We start from the raw sequence: 24,861 nt of genomic DNA, 5'->3' as shown, positions 1-24,861 counted from the left end.
CCATCCCCGGCTCTTCGGGGCCGCTTCACACCTCACGGAGTCACCGATGTCCGAACTGGGCCGCAACGCACGTGCGCTGACCCGCCGCTGGTGGCCGGTGGTACTCGCCGTACCGCTGGGTGGCCTGGCCGGGGCCGGTTACGGCCTCCTGGCTCACCCCAGCTACGCAGCCAACTCCTATGTGGTGGTGGTCCCGCAGGGTCCGGGGGAGAGCTCCACCGCGGTCAACTTCGCCCAGGCCTACGGGAGGCTGGCCGGACAGCCGCAGGTGCTGGCCGGCGCGGCAGCCCAACTCGACGAGACCATCGCGGAGTTGGCCGAGCAGGTTCGGGGCACCACCTCGCCGGACGCGCCGGTGATCGAGATCACCGGGACCGGCGAGCGCCCGAAGGAGGCCGTCCGGGCCGCCGACGCGGTCGCCAGGTCCCTGGTGGCGTTCGCCGACACGAGCAGCAAGGAGACCGGCGTCCGGCTGGTCCCGCTCGCCCCGGCGGCCGCACCGGAGGGACCGTCCTCGCCCTCCGTTCAGCTGGACACCGCGGTCGGCGCCGCCGCCGGCGTCCTGGTCGGTGCCCTCGTCATGATGACCCGCCGCCGTCCCGCCACCGTTCCGGCCGCCGCGGTCCCCCTCCCCGCCCCGGCCTCCGGGCCCGGCACCAGGGCCGGGGCCGCCGCCGGGGCCGTCGGGGCCGTCGGGGCCGTCGGGGCCGCCGGGGCCGTCGAGGACTCGCGGAAGGCAGGAACCCCGGCGTGATCGAGAACCCCGGCGGCGGCCGTACCCCGCAGGCAGGGGACGGCCGATGAGCACCGAACAGCTGAGCGGGGTGGCGCTCCCCGTACGGAGCGGCGCGCCCACCTGGCGGGCCGAGGTCCTGCGGACCGACGACGCACTCGACCGGGTGGCCGAGGAGTGGGACGACCTGGCCCGGCGGTGCGCCGCCGCGACCTCGTTCCAGGCCGCCGCCTGGCTGCGCTCCTGGTGGCGCCAGTACGGCCGCCCGGGCCGCCTGGTCGTGGTGCTGGTGCGCCGGGACGAACGGCTGGTCGGGGCCGCGGCCCTGCGGCGCCGCGGCCCCTTCGGCGGCCTGACCAACCTCGGCGGCGGCCTGGTCGACTTCACCGACGTGCTGTTGGACGACGCCGTCGCCGACCTGGCGGCCGCCGAACTCGCCCGCGCCCTTCCGCTGCGCCGCCCCTGGCACAGCCTGGAGCTGTGCGAGGTGCACCCCCAGGCGGCCGTCCAGCAGGTCTTCGAGCACTGGCGCGGCCGCCGCCACCGGCTGCCCGACTCGCTCTGCCAGTACCTCCCTGCGGTGCCGATGGAGGAGCTGCTCAAGCGGCTGCCCGGAAAGACCGCCCAGCGCAGCCGGGTCAAGCAGCGCAAGATCGCGGAGGCGGGCGTCGAGGTCGGCTCGGTCACCCCCGACGAGGTGCCGCAGGCGATCGAGGAACTGCTGCGGCTGCACTTCCTGCAGTGGCAGGAGCGCGGGGTCACCCCGGAGCACCGGACCGAGCGCTTCGCCGCCCATCTGGCCGAGTCCACCACCGGACTGGTCGCCACCGGCCGCGCCGCCCTGCACCGCTTCCACCTGGACGGCGAGGTGGTCGCGGTCAACCTGCTGCTGCTCTGCCCGTCCTTCGGCGGCCTGTACATGTACGGTGCCCATCCGAAGCTGCGCGAGCGCCTGGACATCGCCGGACTGCTGTTCGGCGCCGCCCTGGACGAGGTGCGGGCGGCCGAGACCCCGGTGCTGAGCCTGCTGCGCGGCCAGGAGCCGTACAAGCAGCGTTGGCGCCCGGACCAGCTGTCCAACCAGCGGTTGGTGCTCGGGCCCGGGCGCCTCGCGCCGTTCGCAGCGGCCCGTGCGCTGCGGGTGACCGTGCACCGGGCGGTGGTGCGGCAGCTGGGGACCAGGCTGCCCCGGCTGAAGGAGGCGTTAGCGGCCCGACGGCGCAGCTGACGGCCCGGGGCCGCCGAGCCCGGGGGTCGAGCCGCGTCAGGGCACCCCGCGGCCGCTGCCCGGCCAGCCGCTCGGCCAGCCAGGCAGCCACCCGGAGGGGCGCGCCCCCGGCCGCTCGCCGGGCTACGCGGTGGGCTTGGGCGACGGCTCGGGCGCCGCTCGGGCACCGGCGGTCGCGCCGCCGGCGCCGGTCAGCGGGCCCGCGCCCCTCGAGCCCGACATCAGCTGCTTGAAGACCGCGCTGGCGCGCGGGTTGCGGTTGCACTCCCAGAAGCCGTGCGGACAGTAGTCGGTGACGGTCTGGTAGGCGGTGTCATGGGTGCGCATCCACTCCACCATCCGCCGGACGAACTCGGGGTTGTCCCCGTTGCGGAACAGCCCCCACTCCGGGTACGAGACCTGCTTCCCGCGCTCGGCGGCGAACTCGACCTGGTCCTGCAGCCCGTACGGCTCGGAGACGTAGTCGTCGAAGGTGGCGCCGGCGGGCTGGTCGTAGCTGTCCATGCCGATGATGTCGACCACGTCGTCACCGGGGTAGCAGCGGGTCCACGGGATGGCGTCCAGGCCGCGGGTGGGCGCGAAGTCGAACTCGAAGTGCTGGCCCGGGACCGAGCGCATCACGGTGACGATCCGCCGCCAGTACGCCTTCCAGGCGGCCGGGTCGGGCTTGCAGCGGTGGGTGTAGGTGGTGCCGTTCATCTCCCATCCGAGGGTCAGGACGGTGTCACCGCCGCCGAGCGCCACCAGCCGCCTGGCCAGCCGGAGGAAGTGCGCGTCGAACTCGCCCCGGTTCGCCCGCGCGAGCAGTCGGGTCACCTCGCGGTCCGAGAGGTTGCCCTCGCTGGGCGCCAGCATGGGCACGCCGAGGACGAGCTTGCGCTGGGGGTCGGCCTGGCGCCACTGCGTCCAGAGGCCGAGCACCGCCGGCTCACCCTCGACGTCCTCCCAGTTGTTCCCGGCCAGATAGGTGTGGCCGACCTGCATGTCGGCGCCGTTCAGCCAGCGCGCCATCTTGGCGATCCGCGGGATGTAGCTGTCCCAGGAGCCGACGAACGCGCCGAACGGCACCTCGTGCGCGGCCCGCCCGACGTCGGGCCCGGACGCGGTGCGGTGTGGCTGGGCCGAGCCCGAGGAGGGCGCGACGTGCCGCTCGGCCCGGCTCAGCGGCGCGCCGGTGGGAACGCTCGCGGTGGTCGCCAGCAGCAGTGCGGAGGCGGCCAGGGTGAGGCGGCCGAGTCGCATGGGTCTTCTCCTCTGGAACGGCGCCGGTGCGGCAGGTGTAGGGCGGTACCGGCTGCGGTACGGGGATGAGTACCGCGATTCAGAAGTTAAGCCCACGGTCCGTCAGGAGATGCCCATGTCACTCAAAAGTGGCATCCATGGGGATCGCGGTCCGACCGCGCCGCCCCCGACGGCGACCTTCCCGCCGGACGTCCCGCACCGGTCCTGCACCTGCGAGGCGTCCAGCTCCGTCCGGCCATCGGACTGCATCCCGTCTCACCTCTATAACGGTCCGGCCGGCCGCCGCAGTCGCACGACAACGGCCGCCCTGCCCGGCTGCCCGGCGAGATGCGCAGGTCGGCGCGGTGTGTCGGCCCGGCCGGGCCGCGGCCGCCCGCAGGAGTGGAGGGCCGCATTCAGCTGACGGACACGCGCACGGAGGGTACGCTCCGGCCGTGTCCTGGAAGCCGGTTCGTCCCCTCAGCCCTCGATCGGTCCTCCCAGCCCTGGCCGTCCTGCTGGTGCTCGGGGCCGGGGCAGCCGCGCACGCCAACAGGCCGGTGCCCTTCGGGGACCGGGTGGACGCGCCCGGCATCGCCGACGCCAGCCCGGTGAGCGCCCAGTCGCTGGCCACCGGCAGCCTGGAGCTCAAGGTCGGCCCCGGCCTGGAGGCGTACGACCAGACCACCGACGAGCACCTGTGGTCCTACCGCCGGGAGGGCGCCACCGCCCTGCACATGGCGATGGCCGGGGAGAACGCCGTGGTGGTCTGGGACGACGGCATGATCACCTCGGTACGGCCGAGCGACCACTCGGTGCGCTGGCACCGGGCCGTACCCGGTCTCGCCGAGTGGCTGCACGCCGCCGGCGAACCCGGCGCCGAAGCCACGACCGACTCCGAGCGCCGTGACACCGAGGTGGAGCGCGCGGCCGCCGCGCTGCAGACCGTCACCGAGCCCGAGCCCTGGGTCGCCGTGGTGACGCCGACGCTGGCCATGGGCTTCCGGGACCGCGACGGCGACCTGCGGTTCAACTCGCGACCGCAGACCGGGTGCCTCTACGACCCGTTGCGCACCGTGCACACCGACAACGCGGTGCTGGTACCGCGCAGTTGCACCGGCACCGGCGGCGCGGGCCATCCGTTGCCCGGCCTGGTCACCGGGTTCCGCCTGGACGCCCCCAACTGGCAGTTGGACACCGGCCCCGGCGTCCTGCTGCACCGGCTGGACGGGCGCCGTGCCGCCGTCGACGACGGGCCGGTCGTCGGCACCCGGGTCTTCGACACCGTCCAGGGCGCCCTGGAGCCGGTCTGTGGCACCCCGGAGGTCCCCTTCGCCGCGGTCAAGCCCGAGGGCACCTGCTCCAAGCCCTGACCGGGGCTCCGGACACCCGCCGCCGGGCGGTGCGCCGCCGTGCGACCGGACGGTGGCCCGCGCACCTCGCGGGTCCTCGCCGCGGGCCCGCGCGCCCTCGGGCCAGGGCCGGCGCGACGGCGGGCGTGCATTATTCCAGCAAGGCTCTCCGGCGGGCCCGGTAGACTGGCCCGCATGGCTGTTTCCCCCGGGCATTAGCGGGCAGCCGGCGCGCCCCTCCGGGTGGTACGCCGACCTCCGCGCGCCGCCCAGTCCCAAGCGCTCCGGCCCTGTGTCACGTCCAGGTCCAGGTGCCCGCCCACGTCCCAGGAGTTCCTCCCAGCCATGATTTCCGCCAACGCCCTCGAACTGCGCGCCGGTGCCCGGATCCTGATCGAGTCCGCCAACTTCCGGGTCGCCCCGGGTGACCGGATCGGCCTGGTCGGCCGCAACGGCGCGGGCAAGACCACGCTCACCAAGGTGCTGGCCGGCGAGGGCCTCCCGGCCGCCGGTACGGTGACCCGCACCGGCGAGGTCGGTTACCTGCCGCAGGACCCGCGCACCGGTGACCTCGACGTCCTCGCCCGCGACCGCATCCTCTCCGCCCGCGGCCTGGACACCGTGCTGAAGAAGATGCGCGAGAACGAGGAGCGGATGGCCAACGGCAAGGGCGCCACCCGCGACAACGCGATGAAGAAGTACGCGCGCCTGGAGACCGAGTTCCTCACCAAGGGCGGGTACGCCGCCGAGGCCGAGGCCGCCACCATCGCGGCCGCGCTCGGCCTGCCGGACCGCATCCTCGGCCAGCCGCTGCACACCCTCTCCGGTGGTCAGCGCCGCCGCGTCGAGCTGGCCCGGATCCTCTTCTCGGACGCCGACGTCCTGCTGCTGGACGAGCCGACCAACCACCTCGACGCCGACTCGATCGCCTGGCTGCGCGACTTCCTGAAGACCTACAAGGGCGGCTTCATCGTCATCTCGCACGATGTCGACCTGGTCGAGACGGTCGTCAACAAGGTGTTCTACCTGGACGCCAACCGCTCCTGCATCGACGTCTACAACATGGGCTGGAAGCAGTACCAGCAGCAGCGCGAGGACGACGAGAAGCGCCGCAAGCGCGAGCGCGCGAACGCGGAGAAGAAGGCCGCGACCCTCAACGCGCAGGCCGACAAGATGCGCGCCAAGGCCACCAAGACCGTCGCCGCGCAGAACATGGCCCGCCGCGCCGAGAAGCTGCTCGCCGGCCTGGACGAGGTGCGGCAGTCCGACAAGGTCGCCAAGCTGCGCTTCCCGGACCCGGCCCCCTGCGGCAAGACCCCGCTGACGGCCAGCGACCTCTCCAAGTCCTACGGCTCGCTGGAGATCTTCACCGGCGTCGACCTGGCGATCGACCGGGGCTCCCGGGTGGTCGTGCTCGGTCTCAACGGTGCCGGCAAGACCACGCTGCTGCGGATGCTCGCGGGCGTCGAGGAGCCGGACACCGGCGAGGTGCTCCCGGGACACGGTCTGAAGATCGGCTACTACGCCCAGGAGCACGAGACCCTGGACCCGGACCGTACGGTGCTGGAGAACATGCGCTCCGCCGCGCCGGACACCGACCTGGTGCAGATCCGTAAGATCCTCGGTTCCTTCCTGTTCTCCGGGGACGACGTGGACAAGCCGGCCGGGGTGCTCTCCGGCGGTGAGAAGACCAGGCTCGCGCTGGCTTCGCTGGTGGTCTCCAGCGCCAACGTCCTGCTGCTGGACGAGCCCACCAACAACCTGGATCCGGCCAGCCGCGAGGAGATCCTGGGCGCACTGCGCTCCTTCACCGGCGCGGTCGTCCTGGTCACCCACGACGAGGGCGCGGTCGACGCGCTCCAGCCGGAGCGGATCATCCTGCTTCCGGACGGCGTCGAAGACCTGTGGAGCCCCGCCTATGCGGATCTGGTCTCGCTGGCCTGACCCTGGAGTAGACGCCTAATCAGCGATCCGACGTAGAAGCTCTCGTCCTTCGGCAACTCGGGGAATGAGAGAGCGGAGGATTCCGTTTACCTTTGCCACCATCGGCCCGCCGCTGCTCAAGCGGCGGGCCGATGGTGCTGATCAGCTCTTTCGCCCCGGATGGCTGGATCTGATGGGGGCGCGTGCACCCACGGTGAGCGCCCTTGTGCGCTGTGAGCACCACCGGCAGACTGCGCTTTCCCGGTATCGACCTTGTCGAATGGGTGGCCAGGAGCCTGGCTATGGGTGATCATGGGAATCTGACCGAGCACAGCTACGAGGAGGCACGGGTGGCCGAGACTCTGAAAAAGGGCAGCCGGGTGACCGGTGCCGCGCGTGAGAAGCTCGCGGCCGATCTTAAGAAGAAATACGACTCCGGGGCGAGCATTCGCGCCCTGGCGGAGGAGACCGGTCGCTCCTACGGCTTCGTGCACCGCATGTTGAGCGAATCCGGAGTGATCCTCCGGGGCCGCGGCGGTGCGACGCGCGGCAAGAACAAGGCTGCTGCGGCAGCGGGTTCCTGACGCTCCATCACCGAGTGAGCCGGTGCCGCACGCTCACCCTTACGGCGCGCCGAGGCGGCAGGGCGCGCGAGTGCGCAGCATCAGATCCGACAGCTTCAGACGATTCGGCGGCCGGTGCCATCCGGACCGCCGATCGTCATTTCCGCGTGGTATTTCCCGGTTGCGTGAACAAGGCCCTGTCCGGTGGGGGCTTTGATTTGTTACTCTCCAGTAGCTCTGCTGTTCGTCCGCATGTTCATGCACTTGTACGTCTGCTGGAGGTATCGCCATGACCGCTCCCGCCATCGAGTCGGATCCGCAGTGGGAAGAAGCCGGAGTCCGGCTGGAAATCGACGGCGAGACCGCCGTGGTGACTCTCTGCAACCCCAAGCGGCTGAACGCCCAGTCGCCCGCGATGTGGCGGGCGCTCGCCGCCGTCGGCCGTGCGCTGCCGGGGACCGTCCGGGTGGTGGTGCTCAGGGCCGAGGGAACGTCCTTCTCGGCCGGTCTGGACCGGGCGATGTTCACCCCGGAGGGCATCCCCGGTGAGCCCAGCTTCCTCCAGCTGGCGGCCGCCGAGGACAAGGAGCTGGACGCGGCCATCGCCGGGTACCAGGAGGCCTTCACCTGGTGGCGCCGTCCCGACCTGATCAGCATCGCCGCCGTCCAGGGCCATGCGATCGGGGCCGGGTTCCAGCTCGCGCTCGGCTGCGACCTTCGGGTGGTCGCCGAGGACGTCAAGTTCGCCATGAAGGAGACCTCGCTCGGCCTGGTCCCCGACCTGGCCGGCACCAAGCCACTGACCGAACTGGTCGGTTACGCAAGGGCTTTGGAGATCTGTGCGACCGGGCGCCAGGTCGGCGCCGAGGAGGCCGTGGCCACCGGCCTGGCCAGCCTCGCCGTACCGGCCGCGGAGCTGGATGACGCGGTGAAGGACCTGGCCGCCGCGCTGTTGGCCGCCCCGCGCAGTGCGGTGATCGAGACCAAGGCCCTGCTGCAGGGTGCCGCCGGACGTTCGTACGAGGAGCAGCGTGCGGCCGAACGGGCGGCCCAGGCCCGTCGACTGCGCGACCTGGCCGGTATCGGCGACTAGGACCGACCGGCAGTAGGGCCCGCGGCGAGCGGCCTGGGCCGGGAGCGGGTCTCCCGGGCCGGGCCGCTCGGCTTCTCCCGTCCGTGGCGCGGCGGTTCGGGGCGGGACCGTCCGGGGTCGGGGGAAAGCGGATCCGGCGGTGCCGGGCCGCTCCCGCGGTTCCCCGCACCCCGGCGGCCGTCACAGGTTCCGCAGGGCGCCGCCGTCGACGGCGATCATCGAGCCGGTGAGGTAGGAGGCGGCGGGGGAGAGCAGGAAGGCGGCGACCTTGCCGAACTCCTCGGGCGTGCCGTAGCGGCCGAGCGGGATCGCGGCCTCGAACCGCCTGCGGTCGCCTTCCGGGTCGCCGCCGGCGGCGTCGAGTTCGCGGACCCGGTCGGTGTCGATCCGGGCGGGCAGCAGGCCCAGCACCCGGATGCCGCGCGGCCCCAGCTCGTCGGCGAGTGACTTGGCGGCCATCGCCAGACCGGGCCGCAGGCCGTTGGAGATGCCGAGGCCCGGGATCGGCTGGCGCACCGAGCTGGAGAGGACGAACCCGATCACGCCGCCGGCATCCAGCTCGCCGGCCGCGGTCCGGGCGATCCGCAGCGCGCCGAGGAAGACCGACTCGAAGGCGTCGCGCCAGGACTCGTCCTCGGCGGTCAGGACGGGCCCGGCGGCCGGGCCGCCGACGCTGATCAGTACACCGTCGAACCGTCCGAAGCGCTCCTTGGCCGCCGCGATCAGCCGTCCGGGGGCGGTGGGATCGGCGTTGTCGGCGACCACGCCGTGCGCGTGCCCGGGGCCGCCCAGTCCGGCGACCGCGGCGTCCAGCGTCTCCTTGCTCCGGCCGCCGAGCACCACCCGGGCGCCGTCGGCGACCAGTTCCCGTGCGGCGGCCAGGCCGAGCCCCCGACTGGCACCGGTCAGTACGTACACCCTCTGCTGAAGTCCGAGATCCATGGGGGACATCCTGCCTGGTCGGGGCACCGGGTGGGGAGAGAGCTTGACCGGGCGCGGACGAGAGCTGACAGTGAGTCAGTTGAGGTGAACCGGAGGGATCCCGAATGACCGAGATTTCGCACCGCTTCGTGGAGTCCGCCAGCGGTCTTCGAATGCACGTCGCCGAGGCGGGCACCGGCCCGCTGGTCCTGCTGCTGCACGGCTTCCCGGAGAGCTGGTACTCCTGGCGGCACCAGCTCACCGCCCTCGCCGAGGCCGGGTACCACGCGGTCGCGCCGGACCAGCGCGGGTACGGGCGCACCGGCGGGCCCGAGGAGGTCGAGAAGTACACCATCCCGCACCTGGTCGGGGACGCGCTCGGGCTGATCCCGGCGCTCGGCGCGGAGAACGCGGTGGTGGTGGGCCATGACTGGGGCGCGCCGGTCGCCTGGACCTCGGCGCAGTTCCGTCCCGACCTGGTGCGGGGTGTGGTCGGGCTCTCCGTGCCGCCCGGTCCACGCAGTACCGCCGCGCCGACGGCCGTGCTGCGGCACCTGTTCGGGGAGGCGTACTACATGCTGTACTTCCAGCAACGGGGCGTTCCCGAGGCGGAGTTGCGGCGTGATGTGCGGGCCGGCCTGCGCAGACTCCTGGGCGGTAGGGGCGAATTCGGTGCGGCGGGTGTGCCGTTGGTGCCGGAGGGCGGCGGGTTCCTGGACATCTTCCGGGATCCGGAGGTGCTGCCGCACTGGCTCACCGAGGAGGACCTCGACTTCTACGCGGCCGAGTTCGAGGAGCACGGATTCGCCGGGCCGCTGAACTGGTACCGCAACCTGGACCGTTCCTGGGAGCTCACCGCGGCATGGCAGGGGGCCCGGATCACGCCGCCCGCCCTGCTCGTCGCGGGGGAGCGGGACGTCGTGGTCGCCAACCAGGCGGCCCAGGACGGAATCGGCAGGCTCGCCGAGTTCGTGCCCGACCTGCGGGACGTCGTCTGGCTGCCGGACACCGGGCACTGGACCCAGCAGGAGCGTCCCAAGGAGGTCAACGAGGCGCTGATCGCCTTCCTGGCCGGCCTCTGACCGTAGCGCGGGCGCCGGTTCCCGTGCCCCCGGGGACCGGCGGCGGGCTCAGGCTCCCGCGGTGACGGGCTCGGCGGGCGTCTCGGCGGCCTGGCGTTCCTGGCGCTCCTTGGCCTCGCGGCGGGCGAGGACGACCAGGCCGACCGGGATCAGGGTGGTGAAGAGCCACCACTGGATCGCGTAGGCCATGTGCGGGCCGATGTCCGAGTGCTCGGGGTCGGGCAGCAGCTCGGGGGCGCCGCCGCCGGGGGCGGGTACGGTGGAGATCAGCTCCAGGTAGCCGCCGAGGACGGTGGTGCCGTTCTCCTTGGCCTGCTGGGCGCTGTTGATCAGCTTGAACTGCCGCGGCGGCAGCCCGCCGCGGTCCTTGATCCCGCTGCTCGCGGTGGTCTCGTCGGCCCGCAGCCGGCCGGTCACCGTGACCTCGCCGGCCGGCGGCTTCGGCACGGTGGGGTAGCTGGTGGCGTCGCCGGGGGAGTCCACCCAGCCTCGGTTCACCAGGACCTCGCCCTTGCCGTCGGCCAGCTTCAGCGGGGTGATCACGAAGAAGCCGACGCTGGTCCCGCCGGGTTCCAACCGGTTGCGGATGACGAACTCGTGCTCGGCGTCGTACTGACCCCTGGCCGTGACAGCCCGCCAGGTCTCGTCCGTCGGCACGTTGAAGCCGGGGGCGGTCGAGATCGAGTCGAAGGCGACGGGCTCGTCCTTGAGGTTCGTCGCGATGAGCTCGTTGCGGGCCACCCGGGCCTCGTGGCGGTGCAACTGCCAGAAACCCAGCCGGATCATGGTGGGGATCAGCAGCAGGGCGACCAGGAAAATGATCGCCCAACGCCGGGAGAGCAGGAATCGGTACACAATGGCACGCTACGCCCACTTATCCGTCCGGTCAGACACCGGGGTGCGGGGCCACCTCCCGCAGCAGGTGCAGGAAGGCGTCCTCGCCGACCACCGGTGTGCCGTATTCACGGGCCTTGCGGGCCTTCCCGCTCCAGCTGTCCGGCTCGTTGGTGACCAGCAGGCTGGTGAGGCGACTCACAGAGGCGGCGATGTGCAGGCCGGCCTCGACGGCGCGGTCCTCCAGCAGTTCGCGGTCGGTGGCGGTGTCGCCGGTGATGGCGACCCGCATGCCCTGCATCAGCGGGCTGCCGTCCTGCCAGCGTCCGGGGTTCGGGTAGGGGCACGGCGGCCGCTTCCGGCTCGCCCGGTACGAGGAGGACCAGGAACCCCGGGTGGGGGCCGGGCTGTCCTCGCCGAGGTCGGTGACGGCGACGCAGGTGGTCAGCGGCAGGGGGATGCCGGCCTGCCGGGCGAGGTGCAGGCTGGGCCGGAACGCCTCGGCGAGCACCCGGGCGTCGTCCAGCGCGTTGTGCGCCTGGCGCTGCTGCACCCCGAAGTACTGGGCCAGGGTGGCGAGCTTGCCGTTGGGCAGCGGCAGACCGAGGTCGCGGGAGAGCACCATGGTGCACAGCCGCTGCTCGACGGGGGCGCGCAACCCGGCGCGCGAGTACTCGCGCGAGATCATGTTCCAGTCGAAGAGCGCGTTGTGCGCCACCATCACGCGCCCGCACAGCCGGTCGGCCAGCTCGTCCGCGATCTCCCGGAAGACGGGTGCGTCGGCGAGCATCTCGTGGGTCAGGCCGTGGATCCAGATCGGCCCCGGGTCGCGCTCGGGGTTGACCAGGGTGTACCAGCTGTCGGTCACCTCACCGAAGGCGTCCAGCTGGTACACACCGGCGGAGATGATCCGGTCCGAGCGGCCGAGCCCGGTGGTCTCGACGTCGACCACGGCGAAGCCCTGGCCGCTCTCACCGGTGCGCTGCGCCGGGAGCGGCGCGGTGCGGGTGGAGTCCGCCTGGGCGGAGTCGTCGCCGGGTGACTGGATCGTATGCATGGTCAACCACTCTAAGGGGGCCCGCCCACAGGGAAGAGCGACCCGATCGGGTCCGGAGGGGCAGGAGTGGCGTACGTGACACTGCGGAATAGAGTGGGCGGCGGGGGAGTCGTACATCCGGGCGAGGTAGCCCAGGCCGTCCGAGCAGGTGACGGCAGTACGTCCAACCGCGAAGGAAGACTCCTCATGCGTGCCACCGTGATCCACGGTCCGAACGACATACGAATCGAGGAAGTGCCGGACCCGAGGGTCCAGCGGCCCACCGACGCGGTGGTCCGCGTGGTCAACGCCTGTATCTGCGGCAGCGACCTCTGGGCGTACCGCGGTGTGGCCGCCCGTGAGGCCGGGCAACGGATCGGTCACGAGTTCCTCGGCATCGTCGAGGAGGTCGGCTCCGAGGTCTCCGACTTCAAGCCCGGTGACTTCGTGGTCGCCCCGTTCGTCTGGTCCGACGGGACGTGTGACTTCTGCCGCGAGGGCCTGCACACCTCCTGCCCCGAGGGCGGCTTCTGGGGCCAGGTCGGCTACGACGGCGGCCAGGGCGAGGCGGTGCGCGTCCCGTACGCCGACGGCACCCTGGTCCGGCTGCCCAAGGAGGCGGCGGGCGACGAGAAGCTGCTGCCGGGGCTGCTGGCGCTCTCCGACGTGATGAGCACCGGCCACCACGCGGCCGTCTCCGCCGGGGTCAAGCCGGGCGCCACGGTGGCCGTGGTCGGTGACGGCGCGGTCGGCCTGTGCGGCGTGCTGGCCGCGCACCGGCTCGGCGCGGGCCGGATCATCGCGCTCGGCCGCCACCAGGTGCGCACCGACATCGCCCGCAGGTTCGGTGCCACCGACGTGGTGGCCGAGCGCGGCGAGGCCGCGATCGAGGCGGTGAAGGAGCTGACGAAGGGCCAGGGCGCGCACGCCGTGCTGGAGGCCGTGGGTACCGAGGAGTCGATGCGCACCGCGATCTCCGTCGCCCGCGACGGCGGTGCGGTCGGCTACGTCGGCGTTCCGCACGGCGGCAGCGCCGGTGTGGACATCGGCCAGATGTTCGGCCGCAACGTCTCGCTGAACGGCGGCGTGGCCCCGGCCCGCGCGTACATCCCCGAGCTGCTCCCCGACGTGCTCTCCGGAGCCATCGAGCCCGGCCTGGTCTTCGACCGCACCGTCGACCTGGCCGGGGTGCCGGCCGGGTACCGCGCGATGGACGAGCGCACCGCACTCAAGGTGCGGATCGGCTTCTGAGAAAGGGTTCCTGACGGAACATCAGGAGAGGCGGCGCTCGATCGGGCGCCGCCTCTCCGGCGTGTTGCGATCGATTTTCGGCCAGATGTCGCCCGCCGTGCCCGGTGGCCTGTGCGCGACCCTCCTGCGGATCTAGCATGCAGCGGCACGCATGAGTGTGACATCCATCACGTCGTATTTGTTCCGTAGTGCACCTCGGACGTCAGGAGGCACCGCATGGACACTCCGCCGAACGAAGAACCGGCCCCGCCAGACGGCCGGCGAATCGCCCAGTCACAGGAGTTCCGCGAACTGCGCGGATCCTTCCGGGGCTTCGCCTTTCCCGTGACCGCAGGTTTCATCCTCTGGTACCTGCTGTACGTCCTGCTCTCCAGCTACGCCCCCGGTTTCATGGCCACCAGGGTCGTCGGCCACGTCAACGTCGCCCTGGTGCTCGGCCTGCTGCAGTTCGCCAGCACCTTCGCCATCGCCGCGTGCTACGCCCGCTTCGCCGACCGCAGGCTCGATCCTTCGGCCGCAGCCATCCGTGAGAGCCACCGGACCGGCGCCGCGGGCCGCCGGGACACCGTCCGCCTGCCCCAGGAGGCCGCCGAATGACCACCGTCCTGACCGTGTCCCGGACGGCCACCGCGGCGAGCAGCCACCGCGGCCTCACCATGACGCTGTTCGGCGCCTTCGTCCTGGTCACCCTGGTCATCACCGTCTGGGCCGGGCGCCGGACCAAGGGCGCCGCCGACTTCTACGCCGGCGGCCGGGGCTTCAGCGGCCTCCAGAACGGTCTGGCGATCTCCGGCGACTACATGTCCGCCGCGTCCTTCCTCGGCATCGCCGGCGCCATCGCGCTCTTCGGCTACGACGGCTTCCTCTACTCGATCGGGTTCCTGGTCGCCTGGCTGGTCGCGCTGCTGCTGATCGCCGAGCCGCTGCGCAACTCCGGCCGCTACACCATGGCCGACGTCCTCGCCTTCCGGATGCGCCAGCGCCCGGTCCGCACCGCCGCCGGGATCTCCACCATCGTGGTGTCGATCTTCTACCTGCTGGCCCAGATGGTCGGCGCGGGCTCGCTGGTGGCCCTGCTGCTCGGCGTCAGCGGCGAGAGCGCCAAACGCTGGACCGTCGTCGCGGTCGGCGCGCTGATGGTGCTCTACGTCGTCGTCGGCGGCATGAAGGGCACCACCTGGGTGCAGATCGTCAAGGCGGTGCTGCTGATCGCCGGGGCCGCGCTGATGACCGTCCTGGTCCTGGCCAGATACCACTTCAACATCTCGAGCCTGCTCGGCGCCGCCGCCGACGCCAGCGGCAAGGCCTCCGCCTTCCTGGAGCCCGGGCTCAAGTACGGCACCACCGGCACCACCAAGCTGGACTTCATCAGCCTGGGCCTGGCCCTGGTCCTCGGTACCGCGGGCCTGCCGCACATCCTGGTCCGCTTCTACACCGTGCCCACCGCCAGGGCAGCCCGGAAGTCGGTGCTCTGGGCGATCGGGATCATCGGGGTGTTCTACCTGATGACGCTGGCGCTCGGGTTCGGCGCGGCCGCCCTGGTCGGACCCAAGGTGATCAAGGCGTCCAACGCAGCCGGGAACACCGCCGCCCCGCTGCTCGCCCAGGAGCTCGGCGGCGGCGCGGGCTCCGGCGGCGGTGCGGTCCTGCTCGCGGTGATCTCCGCGGTGGCCTTCGCCACCATCCTCGCCGTGGTCGCCGGGCTCACCCTGGCGTCCTCGGCCTCCTTCGCCCACGACCTCTACGCCAACGTGATCCGGCGCGGGCGGGCGGGCGAACAGGAGGAGGTCGGCGCCGCCAAGCTGGCCGCCGTGGCGATCGGCGCGATCGCCATCCTGTTGAGCATCTTCGCCGACCAGCTCAACACGGCCGCGCTGGTCGCCCTGGCCTTCGCGGTGGCGGCCTCGGCCAACCTGCCGACCCTGCTGTACTCGCTGTTCTGGAAGCGCTTCAACACCGCGGGCGCAGTCAGCTCGGTCTACGCGGGCCTGGTCTCCTCGGTGGTCCTGGTGGTCTTCTCGCCGGTGGTCTCGGGAACCAAGACCTCGCTCCTGCCGCACCAGGACTTCCACTGGTTCCCGCTGGAGAATCCCGGTCTGATCTCCATCCCGATCGGCTTCCTGGCCGGGTGGATCGGTACCCTGCTGGCCAAGGACACCGCCGATCCGGCGAAGTACGCCGAACTGGAGGTCCGCTCGCTCACCGGACTGGGCGCGCACTGATCCGCCGGACGCGCCTTTCGCATGGCGGACGCCTCGAAAAGGTGTCCGATCACCCGGATAAGCTGGCCCGGCCCGCCGTAAGCGGCGGCAGGGTCGGCTTTTCTAGGGAAGGGGGCCGCGATGCTCCTCGACACCTTCGGCCGGCAGGCGGTCGATCTACGGGTCTCCCTCACGGACCGGTGCAACCTCCGCTGCACCTACTGCATGCCCGAGCAGGGACTCCAGTGGCTCGCCAAGCCCGAGCTGCTGACCGACGAGGAGATCGTCCGGCTGGTCACCCTCGCCGTCCGCGACCTGGGCGTACGCGAGGTCCGCTTCACCGGCGGCGAGCCGCTGCTGCGCCCGGGCCTGGTCGACATCGTGGCCGCCTGCGCCGGGCTCGAACCGCGCCCCGAGCTCTCGCTCACCACCAACGGGATCGGGCTGGCCCGTACCGCGGCCGCGCTCAGGGCCGCGGGCCTGGACCGGGTCAACGTCTCCCTCGACACCCTGGACGCCGAGACCTTCCGCACCCTGACCCGGCGCCACCGCCACCAGGACGTGCTGGACGGGCTCGCCGCCGCCGAAGCCGCCGGGCTCACCCCGGTCAAGGTCAACGCCGTGCTGATGCGCGGGAGCAACGACCACGAGGCCGCCGACCTGCTCGCCTGGTGCCTGGAGCGCGGGTACGAGCTGCGCTTCATCGAGCAGATGCCGCTGGATGCCCAACACGGCTGGGACCGTTCGAGGATGGTCACCGCCGAGGAGATCCTGGACCGGCTGCGGGCGCGCTTCCCGCTCACCCCCGAGCCGTCCGACGACCGGGGCGCGGCGCCCGCCGAGCGCTGGCTGGTGGACGGCGGGCCGGCCCGGGTCGGTGTGATCGCCAGTGTCACCCGGCCGTTCTGCCGCGCCTGCGACCGTACCCGGCTCACCGCTGACGGCCAGGTCCGCAACTGCCTGTTCGCGACCGGCGAGACGGACCTGCGCGCTGCGCTGCGCTCCGGTGCGAGCAACGCCGAACTCGGCGAGCTGTGGCGGCGGGCGATGTGGGGCAAGAAGGCCGGCGCGGGCATCGACAACCCCGACTTCCTCCAGCCCGCCCGCCCGATGTCCGCCATCGGCGGGTAGCCCGGCCACCCCGGGGACGGCGCGGTGCGGGGTTCCACGCGCGGTTCCCGGTGCCCACGGCGGCCACCCGGCTCCCTACCGGCGGCGGTGGGCGTCCGGGATGTCCTGGCGGAGCAGGTGGCCGAAGCCGGCGGTGTCCGGGCGGCTGCCCGACCGGGCTTCGGCGATGCCGAGTTCGGTGGCGGCCCGGGGCGGCGAATCACTGCGGTGGACGTTCCGGAAGTCGCACCGGAGTCCCGCAGCGGGCCGGACGACGGTGACGGAACGCCCGGAGGGGGATCGCGCCGGTTCCGCCGCCCGGGGCGGTCAGCCCTGGAAGCCGGCGAGCGGAACGACCTCCTTGAGGAAGCCGCGTACGCCCAGGAACTGGGAGAGGTGCTCACGGTGCTCGTCGCAGGCGAGCCAGGTCTTGCGGCGGTCCGGCGTGTGCAGCTTGGGGTTGTTCCACACCAGCACCCACTCGGCGGGCTTGCGGCAGCCCTTCCCGGAGCAGACCGGTGGGCCCTCGGGGCCGTCCGGCGCGCCGAAGAGCGGATGCGTGGGGGATTCCATGGGAGCCGTCCTGTCGGTCGCGGTGGCGCTGTGTACCGCCAGTCTCGCACTCGCCGCCGGGAGGCCCGACAAGAGGGCATGACGACGCCGGGCAGCCACGGGGGGAGCCGCCCGGCGTCGGTCTGTCGCTCCGACGGGGGATGCGGAGCGCGTACGCAGTATGTCACGGCTCGACCCCCGAATGGCTAGCTCTTTCATGATTAATCTGAGCTGTATCTGAGCTTTCTGGGGTTCAAATAGTGGTAAACGCCAGCAAAACGGACAGCAGTTCTTGAGGCTCTGTCAGTTCTCCTTCGAGGCGCCGCCCCCGCCGGTGCCCCCGGGGCCCAGCATCAGCGGGGTCTCCGGCGGGACCGCGAAGGTGCTCGGGAGGCCGGGAGCCCGCTCCCGGCCGGCGTTGGCGATCAGGACGGCGAAGTACGGCAGCAGCACGGCGCCCACCAGCGCTCCGTAGGCCACCAGCCGCTGCACGTCCCACATCACCACGGCGAGCAGCACGCACACCGTGCGCAGCGACATCGAGATCACGTACCGGCGCTGACGGCTGCGTACGTCGTCGGAGAGGCTGGTGCGTGCTCCGGTGATCCGGAACACGTCGTTGCTCTTGTTCATGGTCCACCGCTCTCGTCTGCACCCGCACCCATCGCCGGGTGCGGCCACCTCACCGTACGCCGCACCCCCTCGCCCCAGCAGAGCGGGGGAGGACGAAGACGCGTGCGCCGGAGTGCTCCCTACCCAAGGGCCTGCAGGTAGCGGGTGGGGACGGCGTCGGTGAGCCAGACGCCGTTGGCACTGACCCGGAAGAGGTGGCCGTCGGCCGACATCGCGGCGGCGTCGACCGCCAGCACGACCGGGCGGCCGTGCCGGGAGCCCACCCTGACGGCCGTCCCGGTGTCCGGGGAGAGATGGACGTCCTGCCGGGACATCGGGCGCAGGCCCTCCCGGAAGATGGCGTCCAGACAGCGCCCGGTGGTGCCGTGGTAGAGCACCGGGGGCGGCTCGGTGGCGGGGAGCTGGAGGTCCACCGCCACCGAGTGGCCCTGGTTGGCGCGGATGGACGCGCCGTCCTCGGAGTAGGCGAAGCGCTTCTTGTTGTTGGTCTCGACCACGAGGTCCAGCTCGGCCCGGCTGAGCCGCCTGCCGTGCCGGGCGAGGGCGGCGAGCAGGGTGTCGACCCGCACCCAGCCGTGCTCGTCCATGACGACCCCGACCGCGCCCGGGTCGTGCCGCAGCACCCGGGACAGCAGTTTCGAGGTCTTGACCAGCCGTCTGTCGTCCACTCCGGGGTCCTTTCCGTGAACGGGGGCTACGAAGCCTGGCTGACCGAGCTCATGTTGAACCCGTCGACCCGGAGCGGCGGCATCGCGGCGCGGTTGAAGTAGTCGCCCCACTCCCTCGGCAGGCACGGCTCGGTGCGGCCGGCCTCGGTGATCCGGCCGAGCAGGTCCACCGGGGACTCGTTGAACCGGAAGTTGTTCACCGCGCCGACCACCTCGCCGTTCTCGATCAGGTAGACGCCGTCCCGGGTGAGGCCGGTGAGCAGCAGGGAGGCCGGATCGACCTCGCGGATGTACCAGAGGCAGGTGAGCAGCAGGCCGCGCTCGGTGCGCGCGATCATCTCGTCCAGGGTGGGGGCGGCCGACTGGTCGGCCGTCTCCAGGACGAGGTTGTCGACCGGCGGGGTGAGCGGCAGGCCGGTGAGCCGGGCCGAGTGGCGGGTGGTGATCAGGTTGGTCAGCTCGCCGTCGCGGATCCAGTCGGTGGCGGTCAGCGGCAGGCCGTTGTCGAAGACCGAGTGGGTGTCGCCGGAGCTGTGCGCGATGACGAACGGCGCCGCCTCCAGGCCCGGCTCGGCCGGGGCGGAGCGCAGGGTCAGCGACAGCTCCGTGAGCTTCTCGCCGATCCGGGTGGCGCCGCCGGGCTTGCTGAACACCGTCCGGCCCTCGGCGGCGTCCCGGCCCTCGGCGGACCAGTACAGGTAGATCAGCAGGTCGGCGACGGCAGAGGGCGGCAGCAGGGTCTCGTACCGGCCCGCGGGCAGGTCGAGCTTCTTCTGGCCCCAGGCGAGCCTACGGGTGAGCTGCTCGTGCAGCTCGGCCACGTCCACGTCGCGGAAGTCCCGGGTGGCGGCGCCGGCCCAGGCGGAGGTGGTGAGATCGGCGGTCTTGGCGTTGATCTCGACCGAGCCGGTCGGCTGGACATGGCGCAGCCGCAGGCCGGTGGAGGTGCCGAGGTAGCTGGTGGTCAGCTCGTGGTTGGCGAAGCCGTACAGCAGCTGGCCGGCCGCGCGGGCGCGGGCGAAGGCCTCGCCGAGGGCCGGGGCGAACTCGGTGAAGACCTCGATCGTGGTGACCTCGGGCGCCTTGGTGAAGTCCGGCGAACAGGGGCGGTCCTCGACCAGCGGCCGGGCGTCCTCGGCCTCCTCGGCGGCGTGCGCGGCCTCCTCGGCGGCCCGGACCAGGCCTTCCACCTCGTCCAGGGTCACCGCCTCGCGGGAGACCACGCCCGAGGAGGTGCCCTGCTCGCCCTTGTCCACGGTGGCGATGACGGTCAGCCGGCGGCCCCGGGTGACGCCGTTGGTGGTGAGCGCGTTGCCCGCCCAGCGCAGGTTGGCGGTGGACTGCTCGTCCGCGATCACCACGCAGCCGTCGGTGCGGGAGAGCCCGAGGGCGTGCTCGACCAGCTCGTGGGGATGGGTTGCGTTCATCAGTGACCCGCCTCCTGCTGGGTGTTGAGCACGTTGACGTTGCGGAAGAGCGCGGAGGGGCAGCCGTGGCTGACCGCCGCGATCTGGCCCGGCTGGGCCTTGCCGCAGTTGAAGGCACCGCCGAGCACATAGGTCTGCGGGCCGCCGACGGCGCTCATCGAGCCCCAGAAGTCGGTGGTGGTGGCCTGGTAGGCGAAGTCCCTGACCTGGCCGGCGAGTTCGCCGTTCCTGATGGCGAAGGCGCGCTGGCCGGTGAACTGGAAGTTGTAGCGCTGCATGTCGATCGACCAGGAGCGGTCGCCGACGATGTACAGGCCGTTCTCCACGTCCGCGATCAGGCCCGCGGTGTCGGGGCCGCCGACGGCCGGCTGGAGCGAGACGTTGGCCATCCGCTGCACCGGGACGTGCGCGGGGGAGTCGGCAAAGGCGCAGCCGTTGGAGCGGCCCAGGCCCTGCTGCCTGGCCATCGCCCGGTCCAGCTGGTAGCCGACCAGGACGCCGTCCTTGACCAGGTCCCAGGCCTGGGTGGCCACGCCCTCGTCGTCGTAGCCGATGGTGGACAGGCCGTGCTCGGCGGTGCGGTCGCCGGTGACGTGCATCAGCTCGGAGCCGTACCTGAGCGAGCCCAACTTGTCGATGGTGGCGAAGGAGGTGCCGGCGTAGGCGGCCTCGTAGCCGAGGGCGCGGTCCAGCTCGGTGGCGTGGCCGATCGACTCGTGGATGGTCAGCCAGAGGTTGGACGGGTCGATCACCAGGTCGTAGCGGCCGGCCGCCACGCTCGGCGCCTTCATCTTCTCGGCCAGCAGCTCGGGCAGCTCGGCCAGTTCGGCGTCCCAGTCCCAGCCAGTGCCCGTCAGGCGGCGTCCATCGGGGGACGCCCCCCGAACCCCCGCGAGATATTCCCAACCCCGGCCCACCGGCGGGGCGATGGTGCGCATCGAGTCGAAGGCGCCGCTCTGCTCGTCCACCGAGGTGGCCTCCAGCCACGGGTGGAGCCGGATGCGCTGCTGGGTGGTGACGGTGCCCGCGGTGTCGGCGTAGAACTTGTTCTCCTGCACCGTCAGCAGGTTGGCCAGGACGTGCGAGACGCCCTTCGCGGCGAGCAGCCGGCCGCTCCACTCGGCGAGCAGCGCGGTCTTCTCGGCCTCCGGCACGTCGAACGGGTTGATCTCGTACGCGGAGACCCAGGTGGCGTCCGCGTGCACCGGCTCATCGGCCAGATCCACCAGGTCCTTCGCCCCGGCGGCGCGGCTGATCCCGCCGGAGAGCCGGGCCACCGCCACGGCCTGCTCGGCGACCCTGGCGGCGGCGTCCGCGGTGAGGTCGACCCCCGCGGCGAAGCCCCAGGAGCCGTCCAGCAGTACCCGGACGGCGAAGCCGAGCTGGACGCTGTCGGCGGAGCCCGCCTGGCGGGCGTCGCGCAGCCGTACGGACGCGCTGCGCACCCGCTCCAGGCGGAAGTCCGCGTGGCTGACGCCGAGTTGACGGGCCCGACCGAGGGCGGCGTCGGCGAGCGTACGCAGCGGGTAGGCGAGGAACTGGGGGTCGACGGCGCGGCTGTGCGGCGTGCCGGCGCTGGCTGTGGGCGGCATCTGGCTCCCTGGATCGGGTCGATGGTCGGAGTACGGGTAACTCGGTACGGAGTTACCCGCATCGCATCATGTCCGTTCCAACGGGATATCAGCCAGGCAATTTCGGCCACCGCTGGGCACGGGGCCGTGGACGGAGCGCCGGAGCCGCGCGCAGACCCCGGGCGAAGTCGCGGGCCCGGTGGGCGGTCGACCGGGCGGAGCCCCTGGAGGAGCCGCCCGGCGCGCACCCGAGGTGTCCGTCCGCCCCGGAAGGCCGGGACTCAGGCGATGCCCTCCCACCAGTGGTCCAACTCCGGCGGGTTGTCGACGTCGACGCGCTCGCCGGGGCGGGGGACGGCCAGCGGTACGCCCTGCTCCTTGGTCTCGGCGATCAGGCGCTCGATCGGTTCGGCCCACGGGTGCAGCCCCAGGGTGAAGGTGCACCAGTGCACGGGGACGAGCAGCCCGGCCCGCAGGTCGAGGTGGGCCCGGACGGCGTCCTCGGGGGTCATGTGGATGTCGGCCCAGGCCTGGTCGTACGCGCCGACCTGGACCAGGGCGGCGTCGAACGGTCCGTGCCGCTCACCGATCTCCGCGTAGCCCTCGAAGTAGCCGGAGTCGCCGGTGTAGTAGACCTTGCGGCTCGGCCCTGCGATCACCCAGGAGCCCCAGAGGGTGGTGTTGCGGGTGGTGCCCCGGCCGGAGAAGTGATGGGCGGAGGTCAGGGTGAGGGTGAGCTCGCCGAGGGTGCAGGTCTCGTCCCAGTCCAGCTCGATGATCCGGTGCTCGGGCACGCCCCAGCGCCGCAGGTGGCCGCCGATGCCCAGCGGTACCGCGAACGGCGCGGACTGCCCGGCCACCAGCCGCTTCACGGTCGCCATGTCCAGGTGGTCGTAGTGGTCGTGCGAGATCAGCACCGCGTCGACCTGCGGCAGGTCCTCCAGCTCGACCGGGACCGGGTGCACCCGCTTCGGGCCGATCTGGGACACGGGGGAGCAGCGCTCGCTCCAGACCGGGTCCAGGAGGACCCGCTGGCCCTCGATCTCCACCAGCGCGGAGGCGTGCCCGTACCAGGTGATCTCGATGCCCTCGGCGGCGGGACGACGGGCACCGCCCTCGGGCACGACCACCGGAACCGGCCGGACGGGCTGCCGGCCCTCGCGCTCCAGGATCAGCCGGCGCAGGGTGGAACGGTCGGTCGGCGGGCCGGGCGGCGTCGCGGAGGCCAGCGCGGAGGGAGCATTGTGGAAGACACCGTCGCGGAACTGCGGGGAGTTGCGGATCCGCTCGTCGCGCGCGTCCGGGCGGCGCCCGAAGGCGGCGGGCACTTCGCGCAGCGCCCAGGCGGTGGCACCGGCCGCCAGGGCCAGGGCGGTGATGGCCGGAAGCCGCGGGCGACGGCCGTTGCTCGGGTGTGCCTTGCTCATCCGCTCTCTTCGCTTTCCTTGTCGCCGGTGGTGGGCGGTGACAGCTCGTCGGCCCGCTCGCGGGCGGTCCTACCGCAGACGGCAACCATGCCCGGCCGCGGGGGTGTGAGCAACCCTGTGACCGCGAAACCGGACGCGGACGCGGTAACTTCACCGCGCCCGCGCACACGTGTACGGCGGGCAGCTGCCCGGGACCCGCTGGACCACCCCGGTGTGCAACGGGCCCGGTGGGGCCGGTGTTCCCGCCTCGTACCGGTTCTCCGTACCGGTTCCCCGAAGCGACCGGCGGGCTCTTCGCCGCGGATCCGCTCCGTGCACGCATTGTCGGAACACCACAGATCACGGTGGGCGGACCTGTCGGAGCCCGATTCGCCGCAGTCTGGGCGGGACCGATAGCGTCACACTGCGTACGCGTTCACTGCGAGCGTTCGCGACCAGGGCGGCACCCCACGTGCCGACCCGCAGAGGTCGCCGACAACTACGGAGAGAGGTGGATCGTTGAGCCGCTCGGTTCTGGTCACCGGAGGTAACCGGGGCATCGGCCTCGCGATCGCCCTTGCCTTCGCCGAGGCGGGGGACAAGGTTGCCATCACCAGCCGCTCGGGAGAGGTCCCCGAGGAGCTGGCGAAGCACGGTGTGATCGCCGCCCGCTGCGACATCAACGACGCCGAGCAGGTCGACGCGGCCTTCACCGAGGTCGAGGCCCAGAACGGCCCGGTCGAGGTGCTGGTCGCCAATGCCGGCATCACCAAGGACACCCTGCTGCTGCGGATGTCCGAGGAGGACTTCACCTCGGTCCTGGACACCAACCTCACCGGGACCTTCCGGGTGGTCAAGCGGGCCGCGGCGAAGATGCTGCGGGCGCGCAAGGGCCGTATCGTGCTGATCTCCTCGGTGGTCGGCCTGACCGGCTCGCCGGGCCAGGTCAACTACGCGGCCTCCAAGGCCGGCCTGGTCGGCTTCGCCCGTTCCCTGGCGCGCGAGCTCGGTTCCCGCAACATCACCGTGAACGTGGTCGCCCCCGGCTTCGTGGACACCGACATGACCGCGGTGCTCACCGAGGAGCGGCGCAAGGAGATCGTCTCCGGGGTGCCGCTGGGACGTTACGCCGCACCGGCCGAGATCGCGTCGGCGGTGCGTTTCCTCTCCTCGGACGAGGCCGCATACATCACCGGAGCCGTCATTCCCGTGGACGGCGGATTGGGCATGGGTCACTGAAACATGAGCGGAATCCTTGAGGGCAAGCGCATCCTGATCACGGGTGTGCTGATGGAGTCCTCCATCGCCTTCCACACCGCCAAGCTTGCCCAGGAGCAGGGCGCCGAGATCATCCTGACGGCGTTCCCCCGGCCCAGCCTGACCGAGCGGATCGCCAAGAAGCTCCCCAAGCCGGTGAAGGTGCTGGAGCTCGACGTCTCCAGCGAGGAGCAGCTGGCGGGCATCGCGGACAAGGTGCGCGAGCACCTGCCGTCCCTGGACGGCATCGTCCACTCGATCGGCTTCGCCCCGCAGGACGCGCTCGGTGGCAACTTCCTGAACACCCCGTGGGAGTCCGTGGCCACCGCGATGCAGGTCTCGGCGTTCTCGCTGAAGTCGCTGACCATGGCGCTGCTCCCGCTGATGCAGGACGGCGGTTCGGTGGTCGGCCTGACCTTCGACGCGCAGTTCGCCTGGCCGAAGTACGACTGGATGGGCCCGGCCAAGGCCGCGCTGGAGGCCACCTCCCGCTACATGGCCCGCGACCTGGGCGAGCGCAACATCCGGGTGAACCTGGTCTCGGCCGGCCCGATCGGCTCGATGGCCGCCAAGTCCATCCCGGGCTTCTCCGACCTGGCCGCCACCTGGGACAGCCGCTCCCCGCTGAAGTGGGACCTCTCCGACCCGGAGCCGGCCGGCCGCGGTGTGGTCGCGCTGCTCTCGGACTGGTTCCCGAAGACCACCGGTGAGATCGTCCACGTGGACGGCGGTCTGCACGCCATCGGCGCCTGACCGACCCACCAGCACCAGCACCAGCCCCGGACCCCCGCGGTCCGGG

At 72.1% G+C, this 24,861-nt stretch carries 23 protein-coding genes; 13 read left to right on the top strand and 10 right to left on the bottom strand.

The annotated features are described in order from the left end of the window. Nucleotides 1-46: 46 nt before the first annotated feature. Nucleotides 47-754 carry a YveK family protein gene (locus tag ACZ5ON_RS20860; RefSeq protein ID WP_465594513.1) on the top strand — a complete coding sequence of 236 codons (708 nt, stop codon included), beginning with the start codon at nucleotides 47-49 and terminating at the stop codon, nucleotides 752-754. A gap of 46 nt (nucleotides 755-800) precedes the next feature. Beyond that, nucleotides 801-1,961, top strand: a complete 1,161-nt coding sequence (locus ACZ5ON_RS20855) for a GNAT family N-acetyltransferase (protein WP_465594510.1) — start codon at nucleotides 801-803, stop codon at nucleotides 1,959-1,961. Between the two features lie 123 nt (nucleotides 1,962-2,084). On the opposite strand, the gene ACZ5ON_RS20850 is transcribed toward ACZ5ON_RS20855, so the two are convergent. Continuing rightward, the gene (locus tag ACZ5ON_RS20850) at nucleotides 2,085-3,203 is read right to left on the bottom strand and encodes a glycoside hydrolase family 26 protein (protein WP_465594507.1); all 1,119 of its coding nucleotides are present in this window, start codon (nucleotides 3,201-3,203) and stop codon (nucleotides 2,085-2,087) included. Nucleotides 3,204-3,637: 434 nt separating this feature from the next. Between ACZ5ON_RS20850 and ACZ5ON_RS20845 the strand changes: the two genes are divergently transcribed. From ACZ5ON_RS20845 to ACZ5ON_RS20830, 4 genes are all read left to right on the top strand, one after another. Beyond that, nucleotides 3,638-4,555, top strand: a complete 918-nt coding sequence (locus tag ACZ5ON_RS20845) for a hypothetical protein (RefSeq protein WP_465594504.1) — start codon at nucleotides 3,638-3,640, stop codon at nucleotides 4,553-4,555. A gap of 324 nt (nucleotides 4,556-4,879) precedes the next feature. After that, nucleotides 4,880-6,478 carry an ABC-F family ATP-binding cassette domain-containing protein gene (locus tag ACZ5ON_RS20840; protein WP_465594502.1) on the top strand — a complete coding sequence of 533 codons (1,599 nt, stop codon included), beginning with the start codon at nucleotides 4,880-4,882 and terminating at the stop codon, nucleotides 6,476-6,478. Nucleotides 6,479-6,807: 329 nt separating this feature from the next. After that, a complete protein-coding gene (locus ACZ5ON_RS20835) occupies nucleotides 6,808-7,041 on the top strand; it encodes a helix-turn-helix domain-containing protein (protein WP_465594818.1) in 234 nt (77 codons plus the stop codon). Between the two features lie 268 nt (nucleotides 7,042-7,309). Further along, nucleotides 7,310-8,113, top strand: a complete 804-nt coding sequence (locus ACZ5ON_RS20830; RefSeq protein ID WP_465594499.1) for an enoyl-CoA hydratase/isomerase family protein — start codon at nucleotides 7,310-7,312, stop codon at nucleotides 8,111-8,113. A 180-nt stretch (nucleotides 8,114-8,293) separates the two neighbouring features. Here ACZ5ON_RS20830 and ACZ5ON_RS20825 read toward each other — a convergent pair whose 3' ends face one another. Continuing rightward, nucleotides 8,294-9,055: an SDR family oxidoreductase gene (locus tag ACZ5ON_RS20825; RefSeq protein ID WP_465594496.1), complete on the bottom strand. Its 762-nt coding sequence runs from the start codon at nucleotides 9,053-9,055 to the stop codon at nucleotides 8,294-8,296. A 104-nt stretch (nucleotides 9,056-9,159) separates the two neighbouring features. On the opposite strand from ACZ5ON_RS20825, the gene ACZ5ON_RS20820 reads away from it, so the two are divergent. Beyond that, a complete protein-coding gene (locus tag ACZ5ON_RS20820; protein ID WP_465594492.1) occupies nucleotides 9,160-10,116 on the top strand; it encodes an alpha/beta fold hydrolase in 957 nt (318 codons plus the stop codon). Between the two features lie 48 nt (nucleotides 10,117-10,164). Here the strand turns inward: ACZ5ON_RS20820 and ACZ5ON_RS20815 are convergent, their stop codons facing one another. Continuing rightward, complete coding sequence (locus ACZ5ON_RS20815; RefSeq protein WP_465594489.1) at nucleotides 10,165-10,971, bottom strand: SURF1 family cytochrome oxidase biogenesis protein; 807 nt, start codon at nucleotides 10,969-10,971, stop codon at nucleotides 10,165-10,167. Between the two features lie 31 nt (nucleotides 10,972-11,002). Beyond that, complete coding sequence (locus tag ACZ5ON_RS20810) at nucleotides 11,003-12,007, bottom strand: DEDDh family exonuclease (protein WP_465594486.1); 1,005 nt, start codon at nucleotides 12,005-12,007, stop codon at nucleotides 11,003-11,005. 186 nt (nucleotides 12,008-12,193) lie between these two features. Between ACZ5ON_RS20810 and ACZ5ON_RS20805 the strand changes: the two genes are divergently transcribed. The 4 genes from ACZ5ON_RS20805 to moaA all read left to right on the top strand — a co-directional run bounded on the left by ACZ5ON_RS20805 (nucleotide 12,194) and on the right by moaA (nucleotide 16,569). Then, nucleotides 12,194-13,237, top strand: a complete 1,044-nt coding sequence (locus tag ACZ5ON_RS20805; protein ID WP_465594483.1) for a zinc-dependent alcohol dehydrogenase family protein — start codon at nucleotides 12,194-12,196, stop codon at nucleotides 13,235-13,237. A 216-nt stretch (nucleotides 13,238-13,453) separates the two neighbouring features. Then, nucleotides 13,454-13,834, top strand: a complete 381-nt coding sequence (locus ACZ5ON_RS20800; protein WP_465594480.1) for a DUF485 domain-containing protein — start codon at nucleotides 13,454-13,456, stop codon at nucleotides 13,832-13,834. Beyond that, entirely contained in the window at nucleotides 13,831-15,459 is a 1,629-nt protein-coding gene (locus tag ACZ5ON_RS20795) for a solute symporter family protein (protein ID WP_465594477.1), read from the top strand. The genes ACZ5ON_RS20800 and ACZ5ON_RS20795 overlap by 4 nt, the downstream gene beginning before the upstream one ends. 120 nt (nucleotides 15,460-15,579) lie before the next feature. Further along, complete coding sequence (gene moaA, locus ACZ5ON_RS20790) at nucleotides 15,580-16,569, top strand: GTP 3',8-cyclase MoaA (protein WP_465594474.1); 990 nt, start codon at nucleotides 15,580-15,582, stop codon at nucleotides 16,567-16,569. Between the two features lie 306 nt (nucleotides 16,570-16,875). On the opposite strand, the gene ACZ5ON_RS20785 is transcribed toward moaA, so the two are convergent. The 6 genes from ACZ5ON_RS20785 to ACZ5ON_RS20760 all read right to left on the bottom strand — a co-directional run bounded on the left by ACZ5ON_RS20785 (nucleotide 16,876) and on the right by ACZ5ON_RS20760 (nucleotide 22,826). After that, entirely contained in the window at nucleotides 16,876-17,121 is a 246-nt protein-coding gene (locus tag ACZ5ON_RS20785) for a hypothetical protein (protein ID WP_344635387.1), read from the bottom strand. Nucleotides 17,122-17,403: 282 nt separating this feature from the next. Then, a complete protein-coding gene (locus ACZ5ON_RS20780) occupies nucleotides 17,404-17,733 on the bottom strand; it encodes a DUF3099 domain-containing protein (RefSeq protein WP_465594472.1) in 330 nt (109 codons plus the stop codon). A 119-nt stretch (nucleotides 17,734-17,852) separates the two neighbouring features. Continuing rightward, nucleotides 17,853-18,401, bottom strand: a complete 549-nt coding sequence (locus ACZ5ON_RS20775) for an RNA 2'-phosphotransferase (RefSeq protein ID WP_465594469.1) — start codon at nucleotides 18,399-18,401, stop codon at nucleotides 17,853-17,855. A gap of 26 nt (nucleotides 18,402-18,427) precedes the next feature. Continuing rightward, nucleotides 18,428-19,828, bottom strand: coding sequence for a metallopeptidase TldD-related protein (locus ACZ5ON_RS20770; protein ID WP_465594466.1), 1,401 nt, complete (start codon nucleotides 19,826-19,828; stop codon nucleotides 18,428-18,430). Further along, entirely contained in the window at nucleotides 19,828-21,420 is a 1,593-nt protein-coding gene (locus tag ACZ5ON_RS20765) for a TldD/PmbA family protein (protein ID WP_465594463.1), read from the bottom strand. Before ACZ5ON_RS20765 ends, ACZ5ON_RS20770 begins: the two co-directional genes overlap by 1 nt. A gap of 260 nt (nucleotides 21,421-21,680) precedes the next feature. Next, a complete protein-coding gene (locus tag ACZ5ON_RS20760; protein ID WP_465594460.1) occupies nucleotides 21,681-22,826 on the bottom strand; it encodes an MBL fold metallo-hydrolase in 1,146 nt (381 codons plus the stop codon). A gap of 498 nt (nucleotides 22,827-23,324) precedes the next feature. On the opposite strand from ACZ5ON_RS20760, the gene fabG reads away from it, so the two are divergent. After that, nucleotides 23,325-24,044 carry a 3-oxoacyl-[acyl-carrier-protein] reductase gene (gene fabG / locus ACZ5ON_RS20755; protein ID WP_344635393.1) on the top strand — a complete coding sequence of 240 codons (720 nt, stop codon included), beginning with the start codon at nucleotides 23,325-23,327 and terminating at the stop codon, nucleotides 24,042-24,044. 3 nt (nucleotides 24,045-24,047) lie between these two features. Beyond that, nucleotides 24,048-24,815, top strand: coding sequence for an enoyl-ACP reductase FabI (fabI, locus tag ACZ5ON_RS20750; protein ID WP_344635394.1), 768 nt, complete (start codon nucleotides 24,048-24,050; stop codon nucleotides 24,813-24,815). Nucleotides 24,816-24,861 lie beyond the last annotated feature (46 nt).

The organism is Kitasatospora sp. NPDC032150 (assembly GCF_055579945.1).
This window is presented reverse-complemented; position numbering and strand designations above follow the sequence as displayed.